This window comes from Methanobacterium sp. (assembly GCA_030017655.1).
GTDB lineage: Archaea > Methanobacteriota > Methanobacteria > Methanobacteriales > Methanobacteriaceae > Methanobacterium_D.
The window spans coordinates 96730-121521 of record JASEIM010000003.1 but is presented as its reverse complement, the minus strand read 5'-3'; the positions used below and the strand labels follow the sequence as shown (position 1 = coordinate 121521).

At 36.0% G+C, this 24792-nt stretch carries 37 protein-coding genes and 1 pseudogene; 2 read left to right on the top strand and 36 right to left on the bottom strand.

Annotated features, from left to right (window positions below):
* Positions 1 to 183: 183 nt before the first annotated feature.
* The 33 genes and pseudogenes from QMD61_02770 to QMD61_02610 form a co-directional block, all read right to left on the bottom strand.
* Entirely contained in the window at positions 184 to 1146 is a 963-nt protein-coding gene (locus QMD61_02770) for an RNA-guided pseudouridylation complex pseudouridine synthase subunit Cbf5 (GenBank protein MDI6723552.1), read from the bottom strand.
* Between the two features lie 26 nt (positions 1147 to 1172).
* Positions 1173 to 1400: a 50S ribosomal protein L14e gene (locus QMD61_02765; protein ID MDI6723551.1), complete on the bottom strand. Its 228-nt coding sequence runs from the start codon at positions 1398 to 1400 to the stop codon at positions 1173 to 1175.
* Entirely contained in the window at positions 1388 to 1918 is a 531-nt protein-coding gene (locus QMD61_02760; protein MDI6723550.1) for an AAA family ATPase, read from the bottom strand. The genes QMD61_02765 and QMD61_02760 overlap by 13 nt, the downstream gene beginning before the upstream one ends.
* A complete protein-coding gene (locus QMD61_02755) occupies positions 1915 to 2184 on the bottom strand; it encodes a 50S ribosomal protein L34e (protein ID MDI6723549.1) in 270 nt (89 codons plus the stop codon). Before QMD61_02755 ends, QMD61_02760 begins: the two co-directional genes overlap by 4 nt.
* A 155-nt stretch (positions 2185 to 2339) precedes the next feature.
* Positions 2340 to 2909 carry an EMC3/TMCO1 family protein gene (locus QMD61_02750; protein MDI6723548.1) on the bottom strand — a complete coding sequence of 190 codons (570 nt, stop codon included), beginning with the start codon at positions 2907 to 2909 and terminating at the stop codon, positions 2340 to 2342.
* A 38-nt stretch (positions 2910 to 2947) separates the two neighbouring features.
* Positions 2948 to 3505 carry an adenylate kinase gene (locus QMD61_02745; GenBank protein MDI6723547.1) on the bottom strand — a complete coding sequence of 186 codons (558 nt, stop codon included), beginning with the start codon at positions 3503 to 3505 and terminating at the stop codon, positions 2948 to 2950.
* A gap of 21 nt (positions 3506 to 3526) precedes the next feature.
* Entirely contained in the window at positions 3527 to 4867 is a 1341-nt protein-coding gene (secY, locus tag QMD61_02740) for a preprotein translocase subunit SecY (GenBank protein ID MDI6723546.1), read from the bottom strand.
* Positions 4868 to 4896: 29 nt separating this feature from the next.
* Entirely contained in the window at positions 4897 to 5334 is a 438-nt protein-coding gene (locus tag QMD61_02735) for an uL15 family ribosomal protein (protein MDI6723545.1), read from the bottom strand.
* A 34-nt stretch (positions 5335 to 5368) separates the two neighbouring features.
* Positions 5369 to 5827, bottom strand: coding sequence for a 50S ribosomal protein L30 (rpmD, locus tag QMD61_02730; GenBank protein MDI6723544.1), 459 nt, complete (start codon positions 5825 to 5827; stop codon positions 5369 to 5371).
* Positions 5828 to 5832: 5 nt separating this feature from the next.
* Positions 5833 to 6474, bottom strand: a complete 642-nt coding sequence (gene rpsE, locus QMD61_02725; GenBank protein MDI6723543.1) for a 30S ribosomal protein S5 — start codon at positions 6472 to 6474, stop codon at positions 5833 to 5835.
* A complete protein-coding gene (locus tag QMD61_02720; protein MDI6723542.1) occupies positions 6474 to 7055 on the bottom strand; it encodes a 50S ribosomal protein L18 in 582 nt (193 codons plus the stop codon). The genes rpsE and QMD61_02720 overlap by 1 nt, the downstream gene beginning before the upstream one ends.
* Before the next feature lie 14 nt (positions 7056 to 7069).
* Positions 7070 to 7516 carry a 50S ribosomal protein L19e gene (locus QMD61_02715; GenBank protein MDI6723541.1) on the bottom strand — a complete coding sequence of 149 codons (447 nt, stop codon included), beginning with the start codon at positions 7514 to 7516 and terminating at the stop codon, positions 7070 to 7072.
* A gap of 148 nt (positions 7517 to 7664) precedes the next feature.
* Positions 7665 to 8000: a 50S ribosomal protein L32e gene (locus QMD61_02710; GenBank protein MDI6723540.1), complete on the bottom strand. Its 336-nt coding sequence runs from the start codon at positions 7998 to 8000 to the stop codon at positions 7665 to 7667.
* Between the two features lie 12 nt (positions 8001 to 8012).
* Complete coding sequence (locus tag QMD61_02705; protein ID MDI6723539.1) at positions 8013 to 8546, bottom strand: 50S ribosomal protein L6; 534 nt, start codon at positions 8544 to 8546, stop codon at positions 8013 to 8015.
* 165 nt (positions 8547 to 8711) lie between these two features.
* Positions 8712 to 9095 (bottom strand): 30S ribosomal protein S8, encoded by a 384-nt coding sequence (locus QMD61_02700; protein MDI6723538.1) that lies wholly within the window; start codon positions 9093 to 9095, stop codon positions 8712 to 8714.
* A gap of 18 nt (positions 9096 to 9113) precedes the next feature.
* Complete coding sequence (locus tag QMD61_02695) at positions 9114 to 9266, bottom strand: 30S ribosomal protein S14 (GenBank protein ID MDI6723537.1); 153 nt, start codon at positions 9264 to 9266, stop codon at positions 9114 to 9116.
* A 16-nt stretch (positions 9267 to 9282) separates the two neighbouring features.
* Positions 9283 to 9819, bottom strand: a complete 537-nt coding sequence (locus QMD61_02690) for a 50S ribosomal protein L5 (protein MDI6723536.1) — start codon at positions 9817 to 9819, stop codon at positions 9283 to 9285.
* Entirely contained in the window at positions 9820 to 10551 is a 732-nt protein-coding gene (locus tag QMD61_02685) for a 30S ribosomal protein S4e (GenBank protein ID MDI6723535.1), read from the bottom strand.
* 1 nt (position 10552) lies between these two features.
* Positions 10553 to 10906, bottom strand: a complete 354-nt coding sequence (gene rplX / locus QMD61_02680) for a 50S ribosomal protein L24 (protein MDI6723534.1) — start codon at positions 10904 to 10906, stop codon at positions 10553 to 10555.
* Positions 10907 to 10934: 28 nt separating this feature from the next.
* Entirely contained in the window at positions 10935 to 11333 is a 399-nt protein-coding gene (locus QMD61_02675) for a 50S ribosomal protein L14 (GenBank protein ID MDI6723533.1), read from the bottom strand.
* 1 nt (position 11334) lies between these two features.
* Complete coding sequence (locus tag QMD61_02670; GenBank protein ID MDI6723532.1) at positions 11335 to 11655, bottom strand: 30S ribosomal protein S17; 321 nt, start codon at positions 11653 to 11655, stop codon at positions 11335 to 11337.
* Between the two features lie 4 nt (positions 11656 to 11659).
* The gene (locus QMD61_02665) at positions 11660 to 11944 is read right to left on the bottom strand and encodes a ribonuclease P protein component 1 (protein MDI6723531.1); all 285 of its coding nucleotides are present in this window, start codon (positions 11942 to 11944) and stop codon (positions 11660 to 11662) included.
* 111 nt (positions 11945 to 12055) lie between these two features.
* Positions 12056 to 12361: a stress response translation initiation inhibitor YciH gene (gene yciH / locus QMD61_02660; GenBank protein ID MDI6723530.1), complete on the bottom strand. Its 306-nt coding sequence runs from the start codon at positions 12359 to 12361 to the stop codon at positions 12056 to 12058.
* Between the two features lie 6 nt (positions 12362 to 12367).
* Complete coding sequence (gene rpmC / locus QMD61_02655) at positions 12368 to 12574, bottom strand: 50S ribosomal protein L29 (protein ID MDI6723529.1); 207 nt, start codon at positions 12572 to 12574, stop codon at positions 12368 to 12370.
* Between the two features lie 208 nt (positions 12575 to 12782).
* Positions 12783 to 13532: pseudogene (locus tag QMD61_02650) on the bottom strand (30S ribosomal protein S3).
* 6 nt (positions 13533 to 13538) lie between these two features.
* Positions 13539 to 14000 (bottom strand): 50S ribosomal protein L22, encoded by a 462-nt coding sequence (gene rplV, locus QMD61_02645; GenBank protein MDI6723528.1) that lies wholly within the window; start codon positions 13998 to 14000, stop codon positions 13539 to 13541.
* Positions 14001 to 14012: 12 nt separating this feature from the next.
* Positions 14013 to 14423: a 30S ribosomal protein S19 gene (gene rpsS, locus QMD61_02640; protein ID MDI6723527.1), complete on the bottom strand. Its 411-nt coding sequence runs from the start codon at positions 14421 to 14423 to the stop codon at positions 14013 to 14015.
* A gap of 12 nt (positions 14424 to 14435) precedes the next feature.
* Positions 14436 to 15161, bottom strand: coding sequence for a 50S ribosomal protein L2 (locus tag QMD61_02635; GenBank protein MDI6723526.1), 726 nt, complete (start codon positions 15159 to 15161; stop codon positions 14436 to 14438).
* Positions 15162 to 15227: 66 nt separating this feature from the next.
* Positions 15228 to 15488, bottom strand: a complete 261-nt coding sequence (locus tag QMD61_02630; GenBank protein ID MDI6723525.1) for a 50S ribosomal protein L23 — start codon at positions 15486 to 15488, stop codon at positions 15228 to 15230.
* Between the two features lie 18 nt (positions 15489 to 15506).
* A complete protein-coding gene (rpl4p, locus tag QMD61_02625; GenBank protein ID MDI6723524.1) occupies positions 15507 to 16289 on the bottom strand; it encodes a 50S ribosomal protein L4 in 783 nt (260 codons plus the stop codon).
* 34 nt (positions 16290 to 16323) lie between these two features.
* Positions 16324 to 17334, bottom strand: a complete 1011-nt coding sequence (gene rpl3p / locus QMD61_02620) for a 50S ribosomal protein L3 (GenBank protein MDI6723523.1) — start codon at positions 17332 to 17334, stop codon at positions 16324 to 16326.
* 44 nt (positions 17335 to 17378) lie between these two features.
* Positions 17379 to 18194 carry a putative RNA uridine N3 methyltransferase gene (locus QMD61_02615; GenBank protein ID MDI6723522.1) on the bottom strand — a complete coding sequence of 272 codons (816 nt, stop codon included), beginning with the start codon at positions 18192 to 18194 and terminating at the stop codon, positions 17379 to 17381.
* A 221-nt stretch (positions 18195 to 18415) separates the two neighbouring features.
* Positions 18416 to 19054 carry an METTL5 family protein gene (locus QMD61_02610; GenBank protein ID MDI6723521.1) on the bottom strand — a complete coding sequence of 213 codons (639 nt, stop codon included), beginning with the start codon at positions 19052 to 19054 and terminating at the stop codon, positions 18416 to 18418.
* 178 nt (positions 19055 to 19232) lie between these two features.
* On the opposite strand from QMD61_02610, the gene QMD61_02605 reads away from it, so the two are divergent.
* On the top strand, positions 19233 to 20720 hold the full coding sequence (locus tag QMD61_02605; protein MDI6723520.1) for an acetyl-CoA carboxylase biotin carboxylase subunit: 1488 nt from the start codon (positions 19233 to 19235) through the stop codon (positions 20718 to 20720).
* A gap of 41 nt (positions 20721 to 20761) precedes the next feature.
* Positions 20762 to 21748 (top strand): biotin--[acetyl-CoA-carboxylase] ligase, encoded by a 987-nt coding sequence (locus QMD61_02600; GenBank protein MDI6723519.1) that lies wholly within the window; start codon positions 20762 to 20764, stop codon positions 21746 to 21748.
* A gap of 46 nt (positions 21749 to 21794) precedes the next feature.
* Here the strand turns inward: QMD61_02600 and rtcA are convergent, their stop codons facing one another.
* Genes rtcA through QMD61_02585 form a run of 3 tightly spaced genes read right to left on the bottom strand, consistent with a single transcriptional unit; the run spans position 21795 to position 24532 of the window.
* Complete coding sequence (gene rtcA / locus QMD61_02595; GenBank protein MDI6723518.1) at positions 21795 to 22811, bottom strand: RNA 3'-terminal phosphate cyclase; 1017 nt, start codon at positions 22809 to 22811, stop codon at positions 21795 to 21797.
* A gap of 34 nt (positions 22812 to 22845) precedes the next feature.
* Positions 22846 to 24015 (bottom strand): TIGR03576 family pyridoxal phosphate-dependent enzyme, encoded by a 1170-nt coding sequence (locus tag QMD61_02590; protein ID MDI6723517.1) that lies wholly within the window; start codon positions 24013 to 24015, stop codon positions 22846 to 22848.
* Entirely contained in the window at positions 24005 to 24532 is a 528-nt protein-coding gene (locus QMD61_02585; protein MDI6723516.1) for a TIGR00288 family NYN domain-containing protein, read from the bottom strand. The genes QMD61_02590 and QMD61_02585 overlap by 11 nt, the downstream gene beginning before the upstream one ends.
* Positions 24533 to 24792 lie beyond the last annotated feature (260 nt).

Sequence of the window (24792 nt, the reverse complement as noted above, 5' to 3'; positions counted from 1 at the left end):
TGAGCTTGACCATCCCGGCATACGATTAATACATTGTTTTAAATTTAAGTCTAATTAATAGACATAAAATTTATGTCTTTAAACACTTAAAAGCTTATGGTAATCCATTATATTTCAAATATGATAATCAAATATTGAAAATATAAATCCAGACCCTGCAGAAGCTGGTTTAAATAGTAGTTTTTACTTCCACATCCTTGGGTATGTATCTGGCTCCATAAAAACTTTTTTTATGTCTATTAATATACCTTTATTTGATTTATATATTTCTGAAGAGGTTTTCAGGCTTTCACCTGCTGCAACAAGTTCGCCTTTAAGGGTCATAACAGCTACAGTGTCTCCTTTTTTAATACCTTCTTCGATTTTAATGACTCCGCCAGATGCAAGGTCTGCACCATGACAGATTGCATCAACAGCTGAATCTCTTATGAATATTTTAGGTAAATGTCCAACTGCGCTTTCCATTGGAAGTATAGATTTTCTAAGGAGAGATTCATCTCCTTCTTCCTTCCATATGTGATATGCATCGGTTAGATCCTGAAGTGTAATCAGTGTTTCATCTTCACTGAAAGGTCCTGCTTTTGTTCTTCTAAGTTCTGCCATGTGAGCGCCTATTCCAAGGGCTTCACCTACATCATGACAGTATTTTCGTATGTAAGTTCCACCTTCACATCCTATTTTGAATAAAACATCCTGACCGTCTATTTCAAGGATATTAGCGTAATAAATATTTCTAACTCTCAGTTCTCTTTTAACAGCAGATTTAAGTGGTGGTGTCTGGAAGATTTTTCCCTGAAATTCCTTCAGTATGTTCCGAATTTTTTTCTCTGAAATCTCTTCGTGCAGTCTCATGAGACATACATACTCTTTATCTGCACCTAAAAGCATTTGAATGACTCTTGTAGCATGGTCTATGCCTACGGGTAAAACTCCGGTGACTTTAGGGTCTAAAGTTCCTCCATGACCTGTTTTTTCCACACTAAGTATTCTTTTTACCCATGAATCAACTTCATGGGATGTTGGTCCTGAAGGTTTATCGAGGTTTATAATTCCCCGGTGTATATGATCTTCTATTGGTCTTTTCTCTGGAAAATGCCCATAGTTTGGATCTGTTTCACCTTCAGCTTTTATGAGTAAATCTGCCATTAGAAAACCTGACATTCTGCTATTTTTTAAGCTGCAGATTCAAGTTCTTTTTTAATATCTTCTATATTATCTGATTTAATTTCAATAGTTTGATCAACTGGCTCTAAATGCCTAATATTACATCTTCTGTTTTTAATGTTTGTTCCTACAACTTCAACAAATTTATCATCAATAACTTCAACTATAACACATTTTTCGCCTGCTTCTCTTCCTGCAATCTTAACACATACTCTTCCTACTTCTATTGCTGGCATGAAATCACCTCTATTACTTTTAATATGATACTAGCGATGCTTTCCGGATCAAAATTCCCGGTGTTTATGATCAAGTCATAAACTTCCATATTTTCAATGTCAATATCATGAATTTCATGATATCGCTTTGCTTCGCTTTTACTTCTTGTAATTATTTCTTCTTTAACTGTTTCATATGGCTTATTCTCTCTTTGACTTATCCGTTGTGTACGGGTATCTAATGGAGCTATAAACCATATTTTAAGGTCTGCATCTACAAAATGAGCAGATAACCTTCCTTCTACAATTAAGTTTTCTTTTTCTTTAGCTATTTCTGCTTGTCTTTTATCTATTTCAATGTCAATGTCTTCATTTTCTTCAGCGAATTTACTAAATTCCAGAATATCCATATTTTTTTCTGCAGCCATCTGACGAAATATGTCACCTGCTGAGATGTATGGAACATTCATTTTTTCTGAAAGGATTTTAGATGCTGTAGTTGTTCCACTTCCAGCCAATCCACTGATAGTTATAATCATCCTTCCCTTGCCTCGATCTTAAACATTTTTCGAGCGCATTCGTGGCAAAGATATCCACCATAAGGCCTGTTTGGTCTTTTTTTAGACTTTGAAAGTTTTCTTATCTGATATGGTCTTCCCCTTGGAACTCCATGAAGGAGTTTGCCGCATTCAGCGCAAACATGCTTGCTTGGCTTTTTCTTCTTGTAGCGTAATACTGTTTTTCCTCCAGGGGTTTTTTTGAATATTCTTCTGTATGATCTAGATCTGTATCTTAATTGAGGCATATTAATCTCTCCTAATTTTTTACGCTCATTTTAAATGATTTTATCTATACCAATAAATCATTATTATAATCATCACAAATCAATGTCCATGATGATGAGCGTTTTAATATAGTTTTTAACGCTTATTGAGTCCATGAAATTGAATATTTACGAATCTACGCTCCTCCGGTTTTAACTCCCAGTAACTTCCGGAATATTAATGAAAATGCGAATGAACATAATATGTACCATCCTAACCATGTGATGGACATTTCAGGAGCTCCTGGTGCTGGAGCATAAATCAGATGGAACAGAGGAACTAAAAGCAGATAGTAAGCTAATGCTGGTAATTTTACTACTAACTGGCTTAAAAATGAATTAGCTGATATCCACCAGAATACAAGAAGTATAGGAATGAATGTCACTATCATTGGCTTGAATGAATTGGTCATCATTTCCTTTTGAATTTCCATGAATTCTGCCTGTTTTTCCTGTATTTTGGCCAGTGCTTTTGGATCATTTGATTTTCTAGCCTGCATCATCTCCTGCTGATAATCCTTCATTTCTTTCTGGAGATATTGGAGCCTATCCTGATCAATAAGATATTTATTTGCAACAGTGATTGCAAAGGCTATTATGATTGCTATTATTGTTATAGAAAGCATTGGACCTATTGATTGAATAAATGGATTAAATAGGCCATCCAACGCCCCAAATATTCCACCCAATATTGATTCGAATACCATTTTTTTCCTCTTTATCTTGAAATTTAACTTTTAGAATTTTATTTTAAAGTATTAATCATTTCCTCTACTGGCTCTTCAAGTCGGTTGTCATGATTTTTAATGATTTTTACTGTGGCACCTGTAAGTGCGGCGTAAGCCATAGATACAGCGCGATTCATTTCTTGATGAAGTTCTATATCACTCAGCTTTTCCATGTCTCTTGTCCTTGTTTCATCACTCAATCTTCTCATCAAGATTTCTTCGCCGTCTGCTTCAATTAATATGAACATATCTGGCTCGAGTTCATCTAATACCCATTTTGGAAGTCCAGGTAAAAAACCAGCAGGTGTTTTAATTGTACAATGAGTATCTACAATTATATTATTTACTTGTGACATCTCTCTTATACTTTTTGCAGCATTTTTTTGAATTTCTTTTTGAACATCTGGAGAAAGTTTTCTCAAAGAATCTCTATCTTCTACAATGCCCTCTTCCTGGGCAATTTTAATCATTGCATCTCCATAATTCACGTTCACATAATCAAGACTTTCAAGTGCCTTATTCAATACTGTTGTACTACCTGATCCTGGAATTCCTGCAATTACAACCACTTTCATATTATCCCTCTAAACCTCTATTTAATCACCTAAAAACTTTCTGAGCATTGGATGCATGTCCATTAATTGTTCCTGAGCTATTTCTTCGTAAAGTCTGTATACTATACCTACTGTTAAAAGGACACCTGTTCCTCCTCCTAATGCACCTGTAAGATCTGCACCAAAGGCCAGAAGACCTACAAACGCCCCTCCAAGAATAGTTATAATTGGAATGTACCTCTTAAGTATCTTCTCAAATTGAGCTTTACTGCTTCTAAATCCTGGAATCTGCATTCCCATCCGGTGAAGATCTCCAGCAACTTTTTTAGGGCCTATTCCACTTAACTCTACCCAGAGCCATGCGAAGAGTACACATGATAATATGAATACGATACCATAAATCAATACCTTCAATGGATCTGTGAGAATTATGCTCAGACTTGCTGGTGGTGTAAGGTAATATGCAATTCCACTTATTGCCTGGCCATTAGAGATAGTTCCAAGGATTGGAAACCCTAATCTCTGGAATAATGTAGCGAATAACTGTACATTCAATAGCAGTGCGCTTGTGAGGATAACTGGCATGTTACTGGCATATATAAATCTTAATGGATATTTTCCTCTTGCTCCTTTAACTCCTCCGTATGAAAGAGGTATTTCAACCCGCATACTTTCTGCATATACCACAATAAGGAAAACAATAATTGTAGCTATTACTGGAATAAGTATGCTGAAATCAGGCGATCCTGTTGTTAAAAGATATATAAATTGAGGAATTGCCCCTGCAGGTACTCCGGGAGATGCTGGTGATGAAAGGAAGTTAAATGCTCCAACAATTATAGCTTGAGCAACCCCCGCAACTATGAAAAGACCTACACCGCTTCCAAATCCCCATTTAGATATAACTTCATCAAGGAAGATAATGAGAATTCCACCAAGAGTTACCTGAACTATAACAATTTCCCGAGCTCCAGGTAAAGCGGCAAGTGCACCTGTGTACACAAGTACTGCCGCTTCAAATAAGGTGAATACCACGGCAAGGAGTTTTTGGGTTCCCTGGAATAAAGCTTTATCCTCATGTCTCGATAGATCCAGCTTCAAAATATTTCCTCCAACTAAAAGTTGAAGTATAATAGATGCTGAAACTATTGGCCCTATACCAAGGGTGATGATTGAACCAAAGTTACCTGCCAGAACTGCCCTTAACTGTGCAAACTGGTCAACAGCAGTTGGACTTAACCCATAAAGGGTGATGTTAGTTAAGAAAAAATACAGAACTAATATAACTGCTGTCCATTTAAGTTTTTCCTTAAAAGGCAATCTGTGTACAGGTGATTTGACCTGAGGAATTAATGAAAAAATTGGTTGTAATTTTTCAAGCAATGAACTTCACTCCCTGCCCCATATTACAGTTAAAGATTTATTATTTCTCCACCAGCTTCTTCAATCTTTTGTATTGCTAAACTGGAGAATTTAGGTGATTTTATAATTAATGGTTTAGTTACTTTACCTTTTCCAAGTACTTTATTGTAGCCAAGATCAGTAACATCTATTTCGATGGCTTTGTCTTTCTTTTGAGCAAGACCCTGCTCTACCAGTTCTTCTGATTTTTCATCTAAATAATCAATATTTACAGTATTAAATTTTAAAATACTTCCCTGTGGCCTTTTAAAACCGTATTTTCCGAAGTGGTCAGGATCGTATTTTACAACCCATGTCCATTTACTTTTATGGAGACCGGCATTTCCTCTTCCACCTCTGTGACCAGCTCCTCTTCGTTTTTTAGAGCTTCCACCACCAACAGTTCGTGAGCCTCGTAACTTCCTTATTTTTCGTGTCCTTCTTATCATCGTAATACACCTCCACCTTTTAAAGGTGATGAGTTTAGATCATCTTTTTAATGAGATCTCCTATCTTATCTCCTCTGTAGCCTAAACTTCCAGATTCTTTAAATGTTTTTTTAATATTTTCATACCCTTTTCTTGGAGGATGAAGTCTGAATACTGGTTTTATTCCGCTATCTTCCAGTTTAGCGCCAGATTCTACTACTGCCTTTGAAAGTTCTTCTACTGAGGAAAAATCTGTATTCTCTTTTATATAATCTTCTGTAACTCTAAGGTTACCTGTTAATTTTCCTCTTTTAGATATTAACTGGGCTACTGTTTCTTCATCCACTTCGCCCCATGTTATGTAATCTTTAGCTTTTTGAAGCATTCCATTGTAACTTGGATTTTCTTCAATTAAAACTGCGTGGTTAATTCTGGTAAGTTTTAACATATCCAGGGTATCTGCAATTTCTTTTTTGATCCCTGTTCTACCTCTTACTCTTATTGCTGCAATCATGATCATCACCCTGCTACTCCAAGATTTTTGAGATCGGATTTGTTTGCTTTAACCATGCTTAAATGTTTCAGGGCATCGAAAACTGCCCCTGCAAAATTGATTGTTGTCTGAGTTTGACCCATTGTCTGGGACCATACATCATCTATTCCTGCAAGTTTTAGTATGGTTTTTCCAACATCACCTATTGCAAGACCAACTCCACCAGGTGCAGGGATTAAAGTAACTCTTACACTACCGCTTTTACCAGATATCTTAAATGGTACTGTATGTTCTCTTCCACATACACATCCCCAGTCACCACAGCCTCTTCTAACTTTTATTACATTAAATTTAGCATTATCTACTGCTTTTCTTATAGCCGGGCCAACCTCTTTTGCTTTACCTTGACCAAGCCCTACGTACCCATTTTTATTTCCAACTGCAACGATAACTCTGAAATTTACTTTTCTACCGGATTTATGCATTCTCTGAACGAGGTTAACGTCCATTACTTCTTCTTCTAAATCAGGCAGTAGAGCATCAACTATTTCAAGTTCCATGATAGGAAGACCTTTTTCAAATATTTCGTCAATATCGGTTATTGTACCTTCCTTGACCATGTGTCCCAGATTGGTTTTAGGTTCCCATTCTTCCATATTAAAATTCATTATGATCCCTCTTCACTAATTTTTTGTTTAATTTTATCAAAATGGTCCGGGAGATCCTTTGGGGATAATCCATTCTGGATATATTTTGAAAATTTCTTTTTGACTTCATCTTCACTTAAAGACTCAGCATATTGTGCTATATGTTCTCCCCTTATCCTCTCTTCATCAGGTAAAACTACTTCACCGTGCGGAATATTAAGACCAGCGTCTACAGCTCCTTTCAGTACTGCAAAGATCTTTGTGCCTTTGGTTGGAGATTTTAAACCAATGTCTAAAACAGCTTCCTCAATACCTTCCTCCAGAGCTTTCTTACCGCATAAAAATCCGGTAAGATATGCTGCAGAAATATTTTTTGTGGATCCAAGCCATCCTGTTTTATTAAGTTCATTAGAATGTGCTGAAATAATGGTTTGATCTCCTTCTGGAGCTACCTTTATAATTTGAGCTATTATATGATTATTTGTTATTCTTGCCACCATTCGAGCTTTATCCAATTCAATGAGCTTAAATCTCGCCCCATAATCTGTTTTTCCTTCTCTTCTTCTTCTAAATGCTACCTTGTATCTTGATCCGTGTGCCAATTATATTCCTCCTTTTACCTAAGCAGACCATGATCCCTGGCATAGGTTTTCATATAGGATTTACTTCTAAATGCGCCACCTTTAGCCATTTTATAGAGTTTCCTGTAGGTAGTCTTATTAATTTCCCTATTATCTCTCATGTCTTTTAGATCTGTTCTTAAAGCCCTTATAGTAGTCATCCATGCTTTTTTCTTTGGATTTCTAGCTCCTTTAGCTCCTTTTGTACTACCATGGCCTTTTCTTCTGCCTTTCTTTTTCTGTGCAGCTATTTTCTTTGATCTGTAGCTGCTTATTCCTTTTTGTGGCTTTGCTTTTATTGCTTTATTATTTATAAGTTGTTTAACACTTTCTCGAGTTATGGCTCTTGATACTTCCTCAGCCCTTTCAGGATCTATCCATATCCTGTTTTCCCCGACTTTCAGAATATCTGCAGCCAATCTCCTTTGAGTAGTAAGATTCATGAAGAAACCTCCTACGACCTTCACTTAAAAACATTCTTTGCTTAATTTTTCAAAGGTCGATCCAAAAACCTGTTTCAGGTTTTTAAAATTTTAATGCAATTGCAAATTTTGTCAGATAAACTGACTTTAAGTACCCTGCATTGAATACTTAAATCCCTTTGTTAAGAATTTTAATTCCTAATTCTTTCGCTTTTTCAAGCATGACTTCTTTTTTTCTTTTTCCAACTGTAGCACTGATTCTACCTGCTTGTGTAGCTGGATCAAGGTTTTCAAGTTCAGCAATATTACTTACAAGCACGTCTTTATATCCTGAAGGATGAAGTCCTCTTGTAGCTCTTGGAGAACCATAACCAATAGAAGGCATCGCAGGTTTTCCTTTTTCGTATCTTCTTGTTTTGCTTGTCTTTCCCTTTGGCTTTCTCCATTTTTCTCCAAGTTTTTTGTATCTGAACCATTCCTGTCTTTTAAAATTTGGTTTTTTCATCCTGCCACCGCCTTATTCCCTACTTACAAAGTATATTCCATCCTGGAATACCCTTGGATCTCTTCCCTTTATTTTAGTGGCCTGTTCCAAATTGGCCATTGTCTGTCCAACATCTTCTTTGTTAATTCCTGTAACAATCACTTCATCGCCCTTTACCTGGACTTTAGCATCCCCTACAATCTTTGCAGTTCTGGGATACCTTTCACCAAGGAAATTTTCTATTGTAACTTTATTCCCGGCAGCTTTAACAGTCATTGGGAAGTGAGCATAAACTATTTTCATATTATAGGTAAAACCATCTGTTAATCCTATAATCATGTTATTTATATGGGATTTTATGGTTCCGAGCATTGCTTTATCTCTTTTTTTAGGAAAATTGCTCTCTAATACCAATTTATCATCTTCTTTTTTTATGATAACATTAGGATAGTTAAACTTCCTGTTGAGCTGACCCTTTGATCCTTTAACAGTTACTCCGTCATCTAAATTGACATTTATCCCCTCTGGAATTTCTATTTCCTCTCTAAGGACTACTGCTTGAGCCATTTTATCACCTGTAAAAATTCCTCAAAAAGTCTGTGAAAATCTTTGATTTTCACGCCACAAAAACAAGGTTTTTGTTGGCTTAGATTTTTTGGGACGCAAAACTTTAGTTTTGCAAGTTTTGATTTTTACGGTTCAGAAAACCTTTGATTTTCATCACCTTTAAGTTTAATATATATACGCTAAGAGTCTACCGCCTATTCCTTTATCCTTTGCCTCTTTATGGGTCATGATACCTTCAGGTGTGGTGAGTATCATAATTCCAAAGGCTTTAGATGGTAAATATCTCTTTTCAAATTTTTCAAATTCATCTCTTTTTACTGCGTGTCTTGGCTTTATAACACCGCATTTGTTAATATTACCTTCAAGTTCTACTATGAACTGTCCGGCCTTGTTATCATCGACAAATTCAAATTCACCGATGTAACCTTCTTTTTGCATTGTTCTTAAAACGCGCCCTATCATTTTGGATGCAGGTACAATTTTACATCTCTTGTTTCCCTGCATTTCATTGTTTCTCATATTTGTGAGTGCGTTTGCTAGAGGATCCATAAGCACGAATAACACCTCTTAATTGTATTTTCTAAATCCTATTTTGTGTGCGAGTTCTCTGAAGCATTGTCTACATAACATAAGCCCGTATCTTCTAACCAGTGCAGAATGATCGCCGCATCTTCTACATTTTCTTGATGCTTTTCCATATTTTCTTGGCAAATATATCACCTATAAAAACTTTTCATTAATATTCGGAATCATCTGTTTCCTTTAATCCCCTAATCTTTACCTGGAAATTATTTTTCATAAACTCCATAGTCTCCTCTGGAGTTATTTTATGTTTATTATGAATTTTTTTCCTCTGGATTTTCCTTCTTTTTATCCTGTAACCTGGTTTTTCAAATGTTATGGATATATTCATCCCAAATATACCAATATCCGGGTCATAACGCATTCCAGGAATATCTATATGTTCTTCGATTCCAAATGAAACATTACCCTGAGCATCGAATTGTTTTTCTTTAAGTCTGTTTTCAATACCGTCAAGTATCATTTTAATAGCTTTATCAGCTTTTTCTCCCCTTAAGGTAACTTTACATGCTATGGGTTGTCCTTTTCTAATACCGAATTCAGGATTTGTGACTTTAGAATAAGTACGTACTGGCTGCTGGCCTGTAATGCTTTCAATTAACTTTTCAGCTCTTGCAAGCCTTTCTCCAGCTTCACCAACACCTATATTAATGGTTGCCTTGGCTATTTTTACTTCTTCCATAGGGTTCATTTATTTACCTCCTGGAAGTGTGATTGCTGGTTTTTCTTTACCAATTACAAAAACATAATCTTTTAAGGTAAGGAATATCTTTTTATCTTCTGTTTCCATTTCAACAGTGTTTGGCATTGAAGATTTTGTTATATTAATTTCTTTAATTCTACCAATTTCACCAATGTGTTTTCCACCAGTAATAAGGCCAATTGTGCCGTTTTCGAATTTTATTACTTCATTAATTTTCTGTTCTGGAACTTTAAGGATAACCACATCTCCAACTTTGTATTCATCTTTTTCTACCAGACAATTTCTTCCGTCATGAAGATTAAGTTGAGTTTTTCCACCTTTTACTGTGGTTTTATCTGTAATTTTACAGAGCTTGAATTCCTTGTTCTCTGCAGTTATCGGATGAAGTATTAATCTACCTTTTTCATCTGGTAGAACTCTGTAGACGCTTTCTGTTTTTGGTATTTCTATTACGTCCATGAATCCAACAGGATATTTGTAGTCCTTCCTGATTCTTCCATCAACAAGAATATCTCCATTGTTTATAATTCTTTTTGCTTCTCTGGAGTTATCTGCAACGCCAAGAATGTCACGAACTATAAGCATTAATGGTAATGATTCTTCTATAGCATGAGGACCTGCATTTGGTTTTACAGTCCACTTATTCTCTTTTGGATGGATTGGCCAGTGCTTAGGCGCTTTATAACGCTTGAGATGTTTTCTAGATCCCATTATTGCCATATTATCCCTTCCTCTCCATTATTTCATTTCTCTCATCATCATCCAGATCCAGCTCTACTATCATGAGTTTGGATGGATGTATTGAATGGTAAACCGGATTTCCGTCTGGTTTTTGTACTGAAGCTCCTTCAACCATGACCTTGTAATTTTTAAGGTCTACTTTTTCCACTTTACCTTCGTGATCTTTAAAATCGCCGCGCATTACTTGTACAGTGTCTCCTTTCCTTACAGGAATGGATCTTTTCCCATATTGTTCTCTGAGTTCTTTGCTCAGCATAACACTCATAAATTTACGGCGTACGTGTAAAGGTGCGTTGTGAAGGAATTTCCTTTGTTTTCTTGGTTGTTTTGACATATTAATCACCATAAAAATCTTTAACAAATTACACAATTACGCTTGCAGCACTTCCAATACTGGGCCATCTTTCAGCTGCTTCCTTTGCAACAGGGCCTCTTATCTCAGAACCCTTTAATGTACCCTCAGGGCTTACTATAACCGCTGCATTGTCTTCAAATTTAACTCTTAAGCCGTCTGCCCTTTTGAATTCTTTTTTCTGTCTTACAACTACTGCAGTCATGACTTCTTTTCTCATGTCTACAGTCCCTTTTTTAACGGTTATTATAATCATATCGCCTACGCCGGCAGTTGCAAGTCTTCTTCTTACACCCTTGTATCCTTTAACAGACACAATTTCAACTTCCCTTGCACCAGTGTTATCGATACACTGTAGTCTTGCGCCTATTGGTAAAACTCTGGTAACATTTGAACTGATAGCTTTCATCTTATTTATCTCCTTTAACCTCTACAAGCACAAAATGTTTTGTTTTACTTAATGGTCTGCATTCTGCAATTTTAACTGCATCTCCAAGATTTACATCAATACAATCAGGCTTATGTACATTTATTTTAGATTTTCTCTTTTCATATCTCTCATATTTTCGTATAAACTTGTAAAAACTTCTTTCTACTGTAATAGTCCTATCTGCCTTATTGCTTGTAACTATGCCTTCTAAAATCTGGCCTCTTACTGGAAGAGTCCCATGAAATGGGCAGTTAGGATCATTACATTTTTCTTTAGGTTCTTGAACGTCGATACCTATCATGTTATCACCAAAATTTCCTGAATTTCTTTTTTATCCTATCTTCAGGGCGAGCAATTATAATTTTACCCTCTATTTCAACAATTCTGCCGTCAGGCAAATTAAAATGAAAAGTTGCAACCCTCTTAGGGATCATTTTTTCAGTTTTATCCTTCTGCTCAATTAAGATAGTGTTTTTTGTTTCATCAACAACTTTTCCTTCTATTCCAATTAATCCCTCATGAGTACTGTCTGCAACTTTAACATGAAGCCCCACTAACTCATGACGAAAAATATTGTTTGGAGTTATCATTCTTAGTAACGTTTGAAAGTCATATTACTGGTATTAGTGATCTATTAATCTCGAATGGAGATGGATATATCTATACTGAATACCTGTGATTAATCTCTAATTTCTGCAAAATTACCTTATTTCAATTGTATCTGAAGAAAAGCCCATATTAGCCAGGACCTGTTTGACCTTTCGTTTATGATCCCCTTGAAGTTCAATTTGACCCTTTTTGGCAGTTCCTCCACAGGCACATTTTGCCTTGAGTTCCTTTGTTAATTCCCTTATATCAATATCGTGCTCATCAATACCTTCTACGATGGTCATAAGTTTTCCGAATCTTCTTCTTACTGTGTATACTTTAACTTTTTGAATTTCTCGGGCTATTTCCTCACAGACGCAAAGTTCTTCTGGAAGACCACATATCTCACAGACTTTCATCTATTTTCATTTCTCCTGCTTTTTTTCGTTCATTATGGTAAGGACACGTGCAATTGTTCTTTTAAGTTCCTTGATTTTTCCAGGGTTTTCGTTAATCCCTGATGCAGAACTTTTTGAAATATTTTTTGCATATTCCGCTTTTAGTTCATCCAGTTTCTTCTGGATGTCCTCGATTTCCATTTCACGTATTTCTTTGCTCCTTAATATTACCATGTTATTCCATCCTTTTTATATTTATGTATATCCAGTATTTCTATTCTGGCTTTTCTGACTCTTCACTTGCTTCTTTTGAATTTTCTTTCTTGTTTTCAGCTTCTTCTGTATTCTCTGGCTCTTCGGTTGTTTCTTCGTCTTCTGTTTCTTCTGACTCTTCAAGTGTTTCTTCTTTGTCTTCTTCTGTAGCTTCTGATGGTTCTTCAGCTGTTTCTTCTTCAGCTTCGGTAATGGAATCTTCTGCTGGTTCTTCCTCAACTTCTATTTCGCTGAGTTCTGTATCTTCAATCTCCTCTGCTTGAGGTTCTTCAGCTTCCTCTGTTTCAAGGGTGTCCATAATTGTATCAACTGCTGGCTCTTCCACTGCAGCCTTTAATATATCAACTTTATCCGGTAAAATCATTCCTGGAGGCATGATTCTAACATATATCCCTAAAACTCCTGGTTTCAGTTGTACTGTTGCAAATCCTTCTTTAACGAATCTTGTGGATGGTTCACCACATTTTTTTATGTAACCATCATTGAATTTGGCAGTTGCTGATCTTGCACCTCTTATTTTACCAGAAATTGTTACTTCTACACCCTGTGCACCGGCGCCCATTATTCTCCTTAGTGCTGTGTATGCTACTCTTCTGAAGTGCATGCCACGCTGCAGCATAGCTGCAATTTTATGGGCCATTATTTTAGGGTTAAGTTCAGGGACGTCCACTTCTTTAACTTCTACCTGTGGGTTTTCCAAGCCATAGTTAGTTTTTAAGGTTTGGGTTATGTTTCGGACGGTTTTTCCACCTCTTCCTATAACCATTCCAGGACGTTCAGCGTAAACAACAATCATTGTACCTAAAGGAGTTAATTGAATTTCCATTCCACCGTAACCTGCTCTTTCAAGCTCGTTTTCAAGGTATTCATCAATTCTTGTTCTTTTAAGACCTTCTGTGACAAAATCTTTTTCAATCATGTAAATCTATGCCTCCCCTAGGACTATCTGTATGTGGGTGGTTGGTGTGTTAAATGGGCTTGCTCTTCCAAATGCTCTTGGAGTCCATCCGCGTATTACATATCCCTTATGGCTGGATATATGCATTATCCTGAGATTTTCTGAATCAAGTCCTTTGTATTCAGCGTTTGCTTCAGCGTTATTAAGCACGTTAAGGATCTGAGCTGCAGCTTTAACTGGATATCTTCCAGTTGGCCATCCTTCCAGTCCTCTCCTGTGGCCTACTTTTTTGTTATGCTTTTTGAATGGAACTGCTTTTTTCATTTCAATTACGTCTTCAAGGTAATTTTTGGCGTTTTCTACCTTCATTCCCCTTATTTTATTACATATCTCAATAGCATGTTTTGGAGAGATCTTAAGAGATCTTCCAAGAGCCTTTGCTGTTTTAGTTTTATCGCCGTCTGTAAAAGCGTATTTAATCTTTGCCATTGTATTCTCTCCTTATTTAAGAGGTACGAACATAGATGACCTTGTAGCACCCATTCCGGGATCTCCGTGTTCTACTCGTTTTCTTGTAGGTGCAAATTCTCCAAAGTAGCATCCAATCATTTCTGGCTGCATTGTAACTTCGGTGAATTCTTTTCCATTGTAAATTCCAAAGGTTAATCCAATCATTTCTGGAAGTACAATCATATCCCTGCAATGGGTTTTAATTATTTGAGGTCTTCCGCCTTTTTTCCCTTCTTTTTTCAGTTTTCTAATTTTTTCAAGTACCTTTTTCTGTCTTGGAAGAAATCCCTTTTTTAGGGATCTTCTCTGCCTTGATGGAAACAGTTGTATAACATTATCCAAAGGCATTTGTTGTAATTCTTCTAAGGTATAACCGCGATATTTAAATACTTTTCTTGCCAATTAGTCGCCTCCTTATCTTCTTTTCCCTGTTCTTTTTGCAGCAATTGACCCAACTTTTCTTCCTGGTGGTGCATGCCTTGATACTGTGGTTGGCCTTCCTGGATGCTGTCTGTTTCCTCCACCGTGTGGGTGATCTACTGCATTCATTGCCACTCCTCTAACACTAACATTCTTTTTACCCTTCGCGTTTAAAGCGTAGAATCTATTTCCTGCTTTAAGGAATGGTTTTTCCTTTCTTCCTCCTCCAGCAACAACTCCTATTGTTGCCCTGCAGGCAGGGTTAAATGCTTTCAATTCTCCTGAAGGCAATTCTACAATTGCCTTTCCTACATCATGGGTTATTAAAGAAGCGTAAGTACCTGAAGATTTAACGAATTTTCCGCCATCTCCTGGATTTTTTTCAAGATTATATAATGGTGTACCTTCTGGAATCTGGGCAAGTGGTAATGCATTTCCAGCTTTTATTGGTGCTGAAGCTCCAAATTCTATTTCATCATTTATCTGTATGCTTTCAGGTGCTAATACAAGTAAATCTTCACCATTTTCAAATTTAATTAATGCTACTGGCGCAGTACGTCCAGGATCATGAATTATATCGGCAACTTTTCCTTTTAAACTGCCTTCTTTTTCTATATTATCATATGATCTGTATTCGATCTTTCCTTTAAAACGGTGCGATGCACTCTTGTAAGTGGGAGTTCCTCTCCCTCTTCTTTGTGATTTTAAACGTTTTCCCATTTATATTCCTCCATACATGACCTTAAAAGGTATTTGCGGATATTAATCTAATTGCAGCGATGAGTATTAGAATACACCCATTTTAACTGCTATATCCTCTGCGCTGTGTTCAGCTGCAAGTTTAATGTAAGCTACTTTCTCACCCTTTGAAGTAATCTGAGTGTTAACTCTTTCAACTTTTACAGCGTAAAGGTCTTCAAATGCACTTTTAATCTCAGATTTTTTTGCAGTTCGCAGTACGGTGAAAGTAAGTTCATTATTTTGATCAATTGCATTCATGCTTTTTTCTGTTAAGTGTGGTTTTATTATTATTGCATAAGGATCCATTTTTACACGTCCTCTTTATTATTGGAATAATTCACCTAACCTTTCAATTGCAGATCGGGTATATATTGTAAACCTTCCGGGATGTGTACCTGGAGCTAAAAGTTCTGTGTTCAGGTTTTCAACGGATACTATATCAACACCAGGATGATTTCTAGCACCTAAGCTTATTCCCTTATCTTCCCCAACAACTATGAGTGGTCCTTTTGGTACTTTGTATTTTCGGCCCCTCATTTTACCTTTTCCAGCTCTTATTTTCTTACCTGTTTTTGCTCTGACAATATCATCCATTATTCCAAGTTTTTTGAATATTTCTCTTGTTTCTTTGGTGCTTTTGATTTTTGCAAATTCATCGTCAACTACAAATGGAACCTGAGGTACGTTTTCGATTTTATGACCTCTGTTTTCTACCAGTTCTCTGTTTGTAGTTGCAGCAATAGCTGATCTTATTGCCAATCTTCTTTCTTTCCTGTTTATTTTTTCATGATAAACTTTCTGAGCCCTTGGTGGATGTGCTCTCCTACCACCTACAGCTTGGGGCACAAAAGCTGCCTTTGAACCTGCAGGGTGTCTGCTTCCCTTTACACGAGGTACCATTGCTGCACCACGGCCGGAACCATAAGATTCTGCAGTTGTTCTTTTTCCAGCCATAGGATCTGTCCCCCATGGTTGAATTCTTGCTGTTTGTGAGGAAATTACTGCTCTTTTAATGATATCTGGTCTGAATTCTTCGTTGAAAATATCAGGCAGCTTGATTTCATCAATGACTTCGCCTTCTAATGAATAAACTTTGATTTTTTTCATCTAATATCCCTCTTTAATTAATTCCAAATATGACTCAGACTCCCTGTTTTGAGGCAGTTGAGATAAATGATATTACAGGTGCATCGTTATGCTTTCTGTGAGGTCTCATTGCTTTTCTTAATATTACAAGTCTTTTTGAAGGACCTGGAAGTGATCCTTTAACTATAATATAGTTGTTTTTCACAAGACCATATTTAACAAATCCACCGTCGGGATTAACAGCGTCTGCTTCAGATGCATCGCCTATTTTAAGAATTTTTTTATTATATTCAGTTCTTTTATGATATCCCATCTGACCAGCTTGTGGAACAGTCCACATTGTTCTTTCCGGTGACCATGGACCTAAAGAACCAACATGCCTTCCTTTACTACTTCTTGCTGCTTTTCCATATTGTATTCTGACTCCCCACCTTTTAACTGGTCCCTGGAATCCTTTACCCTTGGTAATTGCTATAGAATCAACATGTTCTCCATCAGAAAAAACATCCGCTGCATTTATTTCTGTTCCAAGAATACTTGCAGCATACTCAAGTTTTTCTTCGACTGTAGATCCACCAACGCCGCATTCAATTATTTCAGGTTTCTTTTTAGGTACACTGGTCATTTTAGGGTTGGTATGTAATAAAACTCTTATATCATCAATATTTTCAATATTTTCTTTTAATTTATTTAAATTAGAATCAGTATCATATTTTTCTGGCAGAGGTATTTTCCGCCATAGGTCTTCACTCAATTCACTTGCCATGACATCCATCATGGTTTTAAGTCCGCGAGTGGTTTTTTTGTAAGCTCTTATACCCATTACAACAACAGGGGGAACTTCCAATATAGTCACAGGAGTTGAAATATCCATTCCTTCTGTTGGTGAGTTTTTTCTGTTGTCTGTCATTATTACATGAGTCATTCCCACTTTATATCCTGCAAATCCCAACAAACCCGTTTCTTCGGAAGTTGGCCAGGACTTGATCCTGGGGGATTGTTTGGAAGCTCTCTTTCGAGGGCTAAATGCAACTGATCCTTTTCGTGGTTGGTGATGTCTAGTCATTTTTAATATACCTCCTTACTTCACAATTCTTTCAATTTTCCGAGTTACTCTGCATCTAAAAATAGATTAAATGCAGATAAAGTTATTAAAACCGCCTCTTCAGTCCTTATAGTCTTAGTTCCTTGTGATGGGACTGTATTGACTTCAAGATCTATTATGTTTTTTCGGCCCTGAATAAGTTCATGCAAGCCTGAATAAGGACCACCAAACAAAATAGCCAGATGTCTGGCATCTTTTATCTTGCGCTTTACTTCATCTAAAATAGAAGTGATGGGCTGTGCATATCTGGAAGTACCAATAACAATATCTGGTTTTACTTCCAAAACGCTTTCATACAAGTCCTTATAAGTAGATAAAACCTCATAACCCCAGTAAAAATCGGGTTTATCTGGTTCTATTAATATATCTTTTTTTGAAAGCTTTACAATTCGAAAGCTAAATACCTTATTTATGCTGAGTTTTTCACGACAAAGCGCGGGTCTATCCGCTCCAATATCAACTATTGTACCTTTCTTTGTCCTTTTTAAAGTAAATCCCTGTCTGTAATCCCCCACAGCAGGTTCACCTGTAGGATGGTGGGGAGTTCTGAGTGGTGGAAGAATTCCAACGTTTTTTAATTCCTTTGAGATGGGAAATACCTTTTTTCTAAGGTATTGAGGTGTATTCATATAAGTGAGAACATCACTAATAAACTTTACCTCTTTCTCATCTGAATTATCGTTATAAATGACGATCTTGTCAGCTTTGAAGATAGCTGCAGATCTACCAATAAGCCCTACCTTGTAAGTTTTTATTCTTAAATCCTTGGTCTCAGCAATTATTGAGGCAGGTATAAAAATGGATAAATGTCTTAATGCCATTTTCCATTATCTGTTTTTATCTTCTTATATATATTGTGTATAACTTTTTTAGATTTGGTTAAAGTAGTATATAAATACAGAAGATAAAATTTCCCTAATTTTACCTTTTAAATATATCTTAAATATTTATGATCTAATTGTTTATAATATTTTTTGGTTATGGAATATAAATAAAGATTTGATTTCATATACTAATCATCCATATAATTAATTAATCACTCTTATTCATCTGCTTCAACTCTTAATACCACAACATCAATATTTATCTTTTCTTTTTGATGAAAATGATAAATGTGAGGTATGTAAAAGGTATAATAAAACTTGTGAGTTATGTTACCATTTAGTGATTTAAAATATTTATAAACAAATTCTTCAGTTTCACCCATATGGAGCGAATATATAACTGGAGCGGTTTCAACAGCTTTTTTCATGAATAATCTATCCGCATTTTTTGTTCCGGCTTTTTGAGCTCCAAAGGGAGGATTTTGAATTACGGTGTCTGCTCTCAGATTAAAGCTCTGAATGTCTCCACTCATAAATTCTGTTGTTTCATCAACACCCATTTTAGATGCATAGGTTTTTGCAGTTTTTATTACCTCATTATCTATATCTAAACCTATTACTTTCTCTGCTCCGAGTAATGCTGCTCCAATTGCAAATATACCTGTTCCACAGCCGAGATCAGCGACTATCTTACCATTTATATCATTTAAAGCATGTGCATTCCAGAGAATATCAGATGCTATGCTTGCCGGAGTTGTATATTGCTCTAAATGAACTTTTGGATCTTCATGAGGAGGTATATTTTGAAGCATCATTTCAAGATGTCTTTTTTTGGTAATATTTCCTTTTTTATTCATTTTAACAACACTATTTTTTGAATATTATAATATTTTTATTTAATTAATGAAATATAATGAAATAAATATAGGTTAGAATAATAATTATAATTAGAAATAAATGTTAAAAATAAATAAATTTGTTTAAAAATGATTTCAAAGTTTATCTTAAACCCAGTGAAATAGTAGAGGCGATATCATGTTTAATAAAATCCTGATTGCCAATCGTGGTGAAATAGCAATAAGAGTCATGAGAGCTTGTAAAGAACTCGGAGTGAAAAGTGTTGCAGTGTATTCTGATGCAGATAAAAATTCCCTTTTTGCAAAATATGCTGATGAAGCATATAATATTGGAAAACCAAGCCCTTCGGAAAGTTATTTAAGTATTGAGAAGATAATTGATGTTGCAGAAAAATGTGGCGCTGAGGGAATTCACCCAGGATATGGATTTTTAGCCGAAAACCCTAAACTTGGAGAAGAATGTGAAAAACATGGAATCAAATTAATAGGACCCAAAGGATCTGTTATAGAATCTATGGGGAGTAAAATTGAATCTAAAAAGTTAATGCGTGCTGCAGGAGTACCTGTTATCCCAGGTACTGCTAAAGGAGTAACTGAACTTGAAGATGCGGTTGATATAGCAGAGTCTATAGGATACCCTGTTATTGTGAAAGCTTCAGCTGGAGGGGGAGGAATTGGAATGCGTACAGTTTATGAAGAAGATGAGCTTGTACGTGCAATTGAATCCACACAATCAGTTGCAGCCTCAGCATTTGGAGATTCAACCATTTATATTGAAAAATATGTGGAAGAGCCCCGTCATATAGAATTCCAGATCCTTGCTGATGAGCATGGGAACACCATCCATGTTGCAGATCGTGAATGTTCAATTCAGCGAAGACATCAAAAACTCATTGAAGAATCACCATCTCCCATTATGACCGAAGAATTGAGGGAAGAAATGGGAGGGGCAGCAGTTAGAGCTGCTTCTTCTATAGGATATACAAATGCTGGAACTGTGGAATTTTTGTATTCAGATGGTGATTATTACTTCCTTGAGATGAATACCCGTATACAGGTTGAGCATCCGATTACAGAGGTTGTAACAGGAATCGATCTGGTAAAACAACAGTTGAATATTGCTTCTGGTGAAGAACTCTGTTGCTCTCAAGAAGATATTAAAGTAAGGGGCCATGCCATAGAATGCAGAATAAATGCTGAAGATCCCCTTAATGATTTCGCTCCAAATCCTGGAAAAATAACAGGTTACCGGTCTCCAGGAGGAATAGGAGTAAGAGTTGATAGTGGAGTTTACATGAACTATGTTATTCCCCCATATTATGATTCAATGATATCTAAACTCATTGTATGGGGAATGACAAGAAATGAAGCCATAGCACGTATGAGAAGGGCCCTGAATGAATACATCATTCTTGGAGTTAAGACAACAATACCTTTCCATAAATCAATGATGCTGAGTGAACATTTCAGAAAGGGAAAACTGCATACCCATTTTGTTGACCAGTATCGTGATGAAATCATGGGACATATGGCCGAAGTAATTAAGGCAGATGAAGAAACAGCAGCGAGACTTAGATCAACATTTAAACCATCTCCAAAAGTTGCAGCAGTTTCTGCTGCTGTAAACAGTTACATGGCAAATTCATTATCTAAAAAATCCCAATAAATATCATTTCAATCATTATATATTGAAATGCAGGTGTTAAAATGAAAAATAAAGTATTGGAAACACTTTATGAAAAAAAGGGAAAATATATCTCTATTGATGAAATCTCTTCAGAACTTGAAATTCCGGCATCCAGCGTATATGAACATATTAAATCACTTATAAATGAAGGATATAGTATTGAATCATATTCAGACAATGAATTTAAGCTTGATGAGGAATTAACCCTAATTTTACCCAATAAACTAAAAAATGAACTCAATACCACCTATATTGGAAAAGAAATTCATTATTTTAGAGAAGTTGATTCTACAAATGAAGTTGCAAAAAGGCTTGCCCAGGAAGGAGCTGCTGAAGGAGTTGTGGTAATAGCTGAAAGTCAGAAAAGAGGGAGAGGTAGGCGTGGAAAACCATGGATTTCCCCACTGGGCGGTGCATGGATGTCTATTATTCTAAGACCAGACACATTACCAATAAACGCCCCCCAACTAACATTTACTGCAGGTGTTGCTGCCGCAGATACTATTAAAGAAGAATATGGGCTTGATGTAGGCATTAAATGGCCTAATGATATTTTAATTGAAAATAAAAAGGTTTGCGGCATATTGACAGAGATAAGCACTGCAATAGACTCAATTGACTATATCATTGCTGGAATTGGAATTGATGCAAATGTTGATTTAGATTTACTACCTCCAGAACTGAGAGAAAATACAACATCCCTTAAAAATGAACTGGAAAAAGACATCTCCCGTATGATACTTGTAAGAAAATTCCTTGAGAACTTCGAAGAAATGTACAATGAATTTAATAAAGGAAATTTCAGGAATATATTAAATAGATGGCGTAAATACTCCAAAACAATTGGAAGCAAAGTAGAAGTTCGTACTGGCACAAAAATTGTAAAAGGCGAAGCTGTAGGAGTAAATAGTGAAGGAGCATTGATTCTAGAACTTAAGGATGGCTCACTTAAAAAGATGATTTCAGGGGAATGCAGGCATGTTGAGGACCTAAACAGAACCATTTAAATCTTTAACATTACATTCAGAGCATGAAAATTTAAGATAATTTAAATCAACCAATTTTTATAATTGCAGTTTTTCCAGGACTGCCCTCTATTTTAAACTTTTTTTTCATTATTTTTTCAGCCACATAAATGTTTGTAAGTGTATGATCTGTTAATTCTGCCGTTTGTACCATTGAATTACCGGCAATTGCCATATATGGGATTATCTGATCTCCCATATATTTATCGAGGGCAACACCCCTGGATATATGGTATAAAATTTCTTCTGCAGCTTTCTGTCCAACTCTTTCTGCTCTCAAGCCACGTTCTCCGATATAACTGCCACCAAGAGGAATATCTCCATCACTCCATAATGTAATTCCTGATCCGGGCCCTAAAACATTCTCAGAATGTTCGATTTCTATTTCTGATTCAATTCCACCTGCTTTAAGCAGTTTTTCTGCACCTTCTGCCTGCCTTACCGCAACATGTTCAGGCAAGTTTACTGCATGGGATATTCCTTTTATTTTATTAAATTGGAGATCAATGAGTTTTACTGGGTTTAATTTCTTAACAGGATTAATATTAACATTTACAACGCCACCTCCACGTGGATAATGGCCCCTACGTATTACATCAATTTTTGCATTGTATCCCATAATCTGCAGGATTTTAAGTGTTATATTCTGCAAATAATCTACTGGAGGCGACCATCTAACATCGGTTCCTCCTTTAATCATGATTTCAACCGGGAAATCTGCAAATGCTGCAGGTATCATAAATGCCTGAAGAACCATTGTGATGCTCCCTGCTGTTTTGATATCTATTTCAAATTTGCCTCCCTCAATACTTTCTGGCTTAAAGGAGATTTCAGTAGAACCTACCTTTAATTTATCAATTTTAGCACCCGATAACTGCGCAACCGCTTTTACAGCATTAAAATGCTGGGGCATCAAACCCGGTTTTGGTCTGTTTGCACGTATATTTTTGATAGTGATTGGTTTTGATGTTAAGGCAGATAGAGCCACAGCATTTCTTACAATGGCACCTCCACCTTCTCCAAAAGATCCATCTATTTCTATCATGAAACCTCCAATAAAAAATTATAAATAAAAAGAGTTACAGGCCATTTTCAAATAAAAGAGTAGAACATGCAATTTTATAATTTACTATTTCTCCAAGATGTGAAAAAGTTTCAATCATAGCCTTAACAATATAATCAACATTCACACGTTCAGCATCCTTTGATGACAGGTCAATTCTGATTGTTGCAGATGCTCCGGGCATTCCTACAGCAGGTATAGTTAAAATATGATAGTTTCTTAGTAGAAGTACTGAAAAAACACATGCCACATCATTAGACGTAAATTCGGTTTCTATACCTTTTTTATTTAATTCATCCACTAAATCATCTGCAGAAAGCATTATGCCGGTTGGAGTTTCCCTAATGTTAATAATATCTTTTTTTAGAACCTCATAAACTGTGTGTTTTTTCTTGAATGCTTCTAACATTCTTTCTCCGCTGAAATTCTCAATAGCCCTTATTATACCCACAATGGTGGAGCTTTGTGCCTCAAGGCCAAATTGATTGGCTTTTGCTTTTATTAGATCAATGATTTCCTTTTTTCCAGACATAAGCCCTGCTCTTGGACCGTCCATTAATTTATCTGTGCTTGTAATTACAATATCAGCACCCATATCCATAGCTTTAGGCTGATTATAGATCACCGTTCTTAATCTTGCTCCAGAGGCATCATCAACAAAAACCGGGATGTTTTTTGATTTTGAAATCGTAATTATGCTGGAAAATTCATCTTCATTTATTATATCATGATCCATGGTAGAACCAGTAATTATTACTAAAGAAGTGTTTTCATGGACTTCAAAGTCATTTATATCATCAAATTCCTTATACGAAGCTCCAACAAGTTCAGTACTCCTTGGAATGGATGGATGAGACGGGAATTTAGGTAGATAATGGATAACCTCATCACCCGGCTTTACAAGTGCCAGGACAGCTGCCAAAATCCCTGCAGTAGTCCTATTAAAAGCCAGTATTTTTTCCCCACCAAGATGCTGTTTTCCTGCTTCCTGTAACTGGCTTTCAAATATTGCTGGGCCGGCGTAGGTTTCAAGAAGATTGATATCATCAGGGCTTAAACGAAATCCTCCGGCAAGACCGGTTAAGTCGTAAAAATCTTCTCTTCCGTACTTTTTTAAAATAGAATTTATTATACTAAATGAGTTTTCCCTTTTTCTTACTTCATCCACTGATGAGTTAATAAGCATTTTCTTCCCTTAGATTATTATTCTGTTTGCCTTTGCTGTTTTCAGCTTTTAAGATAATTGCATGGTCTGATGAATTCTGTAGAGCCGCGCTGAATCCGGGTTCGGCCCCAATAACTATTGTTTCTTTTCCATTTTCCTTTGCTTTATTGATAATTGGTAAAAAATCAGCATCACGAGTCATAAGAGCAATAACATCGATATTAGGATTATAAATTAATTCCATGGCTTCAACAGCCATATAAACATCAGTATCACCAGCAACAACAACAGGTGTGAATCCCTGATTAACAATTGCTTCAATAAGTTTATCTGAAGCATACTGGTTCAATAAAACCTTACCAACTCTCATATCCCCATATTCAGATATAATCTGCCTTACAAGGTCAAGATTAAGGCTGAATTCTTTTCTTAACATATTAGGTCCATCAACAAGAAGACCTATATTTTTTCCTCCTGACTCCCTTCTTTTTAAAGGAATATAGTCCTTTAAGGAGGTCAGTCTTTCAAAACTGCGCATTTTAATCCTCCATGCTTGGTTTTATTAATATTACTTTTAACATTTATTGAAAAGTAATCATAGTAATCTGAAAGCTTTGTTTCCTGATCTACATGATTACATTTTCCTATTTTACAATGTAAATTTTAACAATCTATATTAATATGAATAATATTATGTTCATTTAGCTATATTATCTTATATATTTGGTTATAATTGGAAATTCAAAGTATAAATGTAGTTTATTGACCAAAAATCAAATATTGTTGATTACATTTATC